6 protein-coding genes are annotated in these 4,578 nt (G+C 61.6%); 3 read left to right on the forward strand and 3 right to left on the reverse strand.

Translation table 11 applies throughout. The annotated features are described in order from the left end of the window. On the reverse strand, window positions 1-607 hold a 607-nt coding region (ligK, locus tag ACIQ47_RS14760; RefSeq protein WP_396438825.1), incomplete at its 3' end, for a 4-carboxy-4-hydroxy-2-oxoadipate aldolase/oxaloacetate decarboxylase. Window positions 608-750: 143 nt separating this feature from the next. Next, entirely contained in the window at window positions 751-1,779 is a 1,029-nt protein-coding gene (locus tag ACIQ47_RS14765; RefSeq protein WP_396428980.1) for an amidohydrolase family protein, read from the reverse strand. Between the two features lie 169 nt (window positions 1,780-1,948). Here ACIQ47_RS14765 and ACIQ47_RS14770 point away from each other — a divergent pair, with 169 nt between their 5' ends. The 3 genes from ACIQ47_RS14770 to ACIQ47_RS14780 all read left to right on the forward strand — a co-directional run bounded on the left by ACIQ47_RS14770 (window position 1,949) and on the right by ACIQ47_RS14780 (window position 3,839). Beyond that, on the forward strand, window positions 1,949-2,860 hold the full coding sequence (locus ACIQ47_RS14770; protein WP_296291338.1) for a LysR substrate-binding domain-containing protein: 912 nt from the start codon (window positions 1,949-1,951) through the stop codon (window positions 2,858-2,860). Between the two features lie 83 nt (window positions 2,861-2,943). After that, window positions 2,944-3,417 carry a nucleotidyltransferase family protein gene (locus ACIQ47_RS14775; RefSeq protein ID WP_396438826.1) on the forward strand — a complete coding sequence of 158 codons (474 nt, stop codon included), beginning with the start codon at window positions 2,944-2,946 and terminating at the stop codon, window positions 3,415-3,417. Beyond that, window positions 3,402-3,839 carry a DUF86 domain-containing protein gene (locus tag ACIQ47_RS14780; protein WP_396438827.1) on the forward strand — a complete coding sequence of 146 codons (438 nt, stop codon included), beginning with the start codon at window positions 3,402-3,404 and terminating at the stop codon, window positions 3,837-3,839. Before ACIQ47_RS14775 ends, ACIQ47_RS14780 begins: the two co-directional genes overlap by 16 nt. 45 nt (window positions 3,840-3,884) lie before the next feature. Here the strand turns inward: ACIQ47_RS14780 and ACIQ47_RS14785 are convergent. Beyond that, the coding region (locus ACIQ47_RS14785; RefSeq protein ID WP_396438828.1) for a DUF4113 domain-containing protein at window positions 3,885-4,578 on the reverse strand (694 nt) is incomplete at its 5' end.

Here is a 4,578-nt window from a genome sequence, read left to right on the forward strand (position 1 = left end):
CGAGCTTGGCGCGTTTTTCGCCTTCGTTGGCTTCACGGGCTTGCGCCGCTTCCAGTGTCTTGGCCACCAAGGCTTGGGGCACACAGACCACGCCGTCGTCATCGGCCACGATGGCGTCTCCGGGATGAACGATCATGCCGGCGCACACCACGGGGATGTTCACCGAGCCGATGGTCGCCTTGATGGTGCCTTTGCTGCTGATGGCTTTGCTCCAAGCGGGAAAGCCCATCCGGGTCAGCTCTTTCACGTCACGCACACCCGCATCGATGATCAAGGCCCGTGCGCCACGCGCCATGAAGGACGTGGCCAGCAAGTCACCAAAGTAGCCATCGGTGCATTCGGCGGTGATGGCCGCGACCACGATGTCGCCGGGCTGAATCTGCTCGGCCACCACATGCATCATCCAGTTGTCACCGGGGTGCAGCAGCACCGTCACTGCGGTGCCAGACACTTGCGCACCGGCATAGACGGGGCGCATGTAGGGCTTCATGAGGCCCACCCGACCCATGGCTTCGTGAACGGTGGCCGAACCTAAAACGGCCAAGGCATCGGTGGCTGCGCGGTCCGCGCGGGTGATGTTGCGGTAAACAACGCCGAGTTCGTACATGGTTTTCTCCTGTCTATGCAAACGTGTTGGGGACTTCGTAGGAGCCCAACCCTGTGGGCGATGGCTTGTGAACGCTTGCCGTTTGTTCAAGGCACAAACAGCCCATCAAACCATCGCCCACGGGGTGGGCTCCTACAAAAATTTCACAAGCCTTTGGCCGTCAGCTGGTCGTCCAGCCGCTTGAACACGCGTCGCGCATTGCCCTCAAACACCATATAACGCTCGTCGTCGTTCAGGTTGGCCGTGGCTTGCACGTAGCGCTTGGTGTCGTCAAAGTAGTGGCCGGTCTCGGGGTCGATGCCGCGCACCGCGCCAATCATCTCGGACGCAAACAAGATGTTCTTGACCGGAATGACTTTGGTCAGCAGGTCGATGCCGGGCTGGTGGTACACGCAGGTGTCAAAGAAGATGTTGTTCAGCAGGTGCTCGGACAGCAAAGGCTTTTTGAGCTCTTGCGCCAAACCCCGGAAACGGCCCCAGTGGTAAGGCACCGCGCCGCCGCCGTGCGGGATCAAGAACTTCAGCGTTGGGAAGTCTTTGAACAGGTCGCTGGTCAGGCACTGCATGAAGGCGGTGGTGTCGGCGTTCAGGTAATGCGCGCCGGTGGTGTGAAAGCAGCTGTTGCAGCTGGTGCTCACATGAATCATCGCGGGGATGTCGTACTCGACCATTTTTTCGTAAATCGGGTACCAAGCTTTGTCGCTCAAAGGCGGCGAAGTCCAGTGACCGCCCGAGGGATCGGGGTTCAGGTTGATGCCGACGTTGCCGTATTGCTCGACACACTTGACCAGCTCGGGGATGCAGGTGGCCGGGTCCACACCGGGCGACTGGGGCAGCATGGCCGCAGGCACAAAGTGGTCGGGGAAGAGTTGCGCCACGCGCAAGCACAACTCGTTGCAGATCGCAGCCCAAGTCGACGAGACGTTGAAATCGCCAATGTGGTGGGCCATGAAGCTGGCTCGCGGGCTGAAGATGGTGATGTCCGAGCCGCGCTCTTTCATCTTGGCCAACTGGTTGGTCTCGATCGTTTCGCGCAACTCGTCGTCGCTGATTTTCAGCTCGGAGACTTTGGGGCTGACGCTGGGGTCCTTGATGCCGGCAATCTGGCGGTTGCGCCACTCTTCCAGCGCCTTGGGGGCGGTGGTGTAGTGGCCGTGCACGTCGATGATCAAGGGTTTCGTTGGTCGCATGGGCATTCCTGATGGGGCAAAGGGTTTGCGCTGATTGTGCAGGCACCCGCCTGGCCACCACAGCCCTCGGTGCATCTAGCAGCTAGAACAATATTGCATAACAGTACCACTGATATGACAAAATCAAACCAACCGAAAGCCCTCTCCCCCCATGGACCTCAAACAGCTCGAATACTTTGTCCGCGTGGCCGAACTGGGCAGCTTCACCCGGGCCGCCCAGGCCCTGAACATCGCCCAACCGGCGCTCAGCCGCCAGGTGCGCTTGCTCGAAGTCGAACTTCGGCAAAACCTGCTGGTGCGCAACGGGCGCGGCGCCACCCCCACTCAGGCCGGGTTGCTGCTGCTGGAACACGGCCGGGGCATCTTGCACCAGGTGGAGCGGGCACGCGAAGAACTGGGCCGGGTGCGTACGGGCCTGACGGGACGGGTGGCTTTGGGCCTGCCGCCCAGCGTGGCGCGGGTGCTCACAGTGCCACTCACCCGGGCCTTTCGCGCCAAGATGCCCGATGCCCAGCTGTCCATCAGCGAGGGCCTGTCGAGCGCGATGCAGGAAAACCTGCAAAACGGCCGGCTGGACATCGCCGTGCTCTACAACCCCAGTCAAGTGGCTGGCATCCAGCACACGGCGCTTGTGAAAGAAGAGCTGCTGCTGGTGCAGCCGCGCCCGCCGGGCCTGCAAGAGGACCCGCCCCCGCCCGCCATCCCCCTGCAAGAAGTCGCCGCCCTGCCCTTGGTGATCCCCACCCGCCCCAACGCGATCCGCATGCATGTGGAGTCTGAAATGGCCGCCATCGGCTGCCGCCCCCTCATTGCGCTGGAGATCGACGGCGTGAGCGCCATCCTGGACCTGGTGGCCGACGGCGCAGGCTACGCCATCTTGCCGCGCAACGCCGTCATGCGTTCGGTGCGGCCATCGGCGTTTTCAGTACGCCCCCTCAAGCAGCCTGCCCTGCACATCCAGCTGACCACCGCCATCAGCGCACAACGCCCCAGCACCCTCACCCAGCAAGCCACGCTGGCCCTGCTGACCGAGATGGCCGCACAGTGGCTCAGCCCGCCTTGACGGTTGCACGCCCTGCGCATACCCGCTGCCAACAGGCACCCGAACACGCGCCACCGCCCCAGTCCGTATGACAAAATGAAGCCATGTCCGCCCCATCCGCACCGATTGAAGTCACTGCCCCAAAACCGCCCGGCCAAGGGCCCGGTAGCGCTGCGGCCATTTCAGTCATTACGCAGCTGCCGCAAATCAGGCAAGCCCTGAACGCAGTTGTCGGCTTGCGCTTGGCCATTGTTTTCGGGTCCTGCGCCAAAGGGCAGGCCAAACCCGACAGCGACCTCGACATCGCCTTGGCCTTTGATCAAGCCATGAGCGTGCAACAACACATCGCGCTGATCGAAGCACTGGCGCTGGCCACGGGCCGTCCGATTGACCTGATCGACCTGCGCACCGTGGGCGAACCTTTGCTGGGCCAAATCATGCAACACGGCGTGCGCATCCTGGGCAGCGATGTGCTGCACGCGCAATACATGACACGCCATGTCATGGATGCCGCCGACTTCATGCCCTACCAGGCCCGCATACTGCAAGAAAGAAGGCAGGCATGGATGCACAAGTGATCGACCAAAAACTCGAATCATTGCGCCGTTGCCTGATGCGCATTGAGTCCAAACAGCCTTTTGATGCCGAACAACTGGCCGATGACTTCGACCTGCAAGACATCGTCTCGCTCAACCTGACCCGGGCCGTTCAGATGGCTGTAGACATCGGCGCTCACATCGCAGCCAGTCAAAACCAACCCGGCCCAGCCACCATGGCCGAAACCTTTGAACAACTCCATGGCATGGGTGTCATCAACGGCGATCTGGCGATTCAACTCAAAAAATCCGTTGGTTTTCGCAATATTGCAGTGCACAACTACAGCACCATCAATTGGCAAGTGGTTCACGCCATCATCGCGGGCCATCTCGACGACTTCAAGGACTTTGCGCGTGCAGTGAGCCTGTGGCAGCGCGGGTCATCGCGCCAAGCCAAAACCTGACCGCCGCCAGCAGCGCACAACGTTCCAGCGCCAGCGTGTGTCAGCTTATGCGTCCGCGCCCACCATCAGCAGCTTGGCCCAATCGGTGGTGTACGCGGGCGTCATCCGCTCTTGTTTCATCGCCCACAGCTTGATGTCCCTCGGCGCACCCCCGCTGCCCAGCACCAGGCTGCCGCGTCCAAAGCGGCGGTTGATTTGGTCCATGGCTTGCATCAGGCGAATGCGGTTTTCGGGCATGTCGGCTTCCAGGTCCAGCGTCAGTTGTTGGCGGGTGGCCGGTTGCAGGTCCATCAGCATCACGCCGGCTTTGGCGTATTTGTAGCCGGGGCGGTAGATGTGTTTCAGGATGGCGCAGGCCGTTTGGGTGATGTGGGCGCTGTCGCTGGTGGGGCTGGGCAGGGGGATGCTGGCACTGCGGCTGTATTGGGGGTCTTTTTCTCGGAAGGGGCTGGTGCGGATGAAGGCCATCAGTTGGCCGGTGTGGCTGTTTTGTTTGCGCAGTTTTTCTGCAGCGCGGCAGGCAAATTCGGTGATGGCTTCTTGCAGTTCGTGCAGTTCGGTGATGGGCTGGCCAAAGCTGCGGGTGCAGGCGATTTGTTGTTTGGCTGGGGGTTCGTCTTCGAATTCGATGCAGGGGGTGCCGCCCAGTTCGCGCACGGTTTTTTCCAGCACGACGGACCATCCGGCTTTGGCGGCTGCCGGGTTCATGCGTTGCAGGTCGAGCGCGGTGTGGATGCCG

The organism is Limnohabitans sp., from assembly GCF_044373035.1.
Lineage (GTDB): Bacteria > Pseudomonadota > Gammaproteobacteria > Burkholderiales > Burkholderiaceae_C > Limnohabitans_A.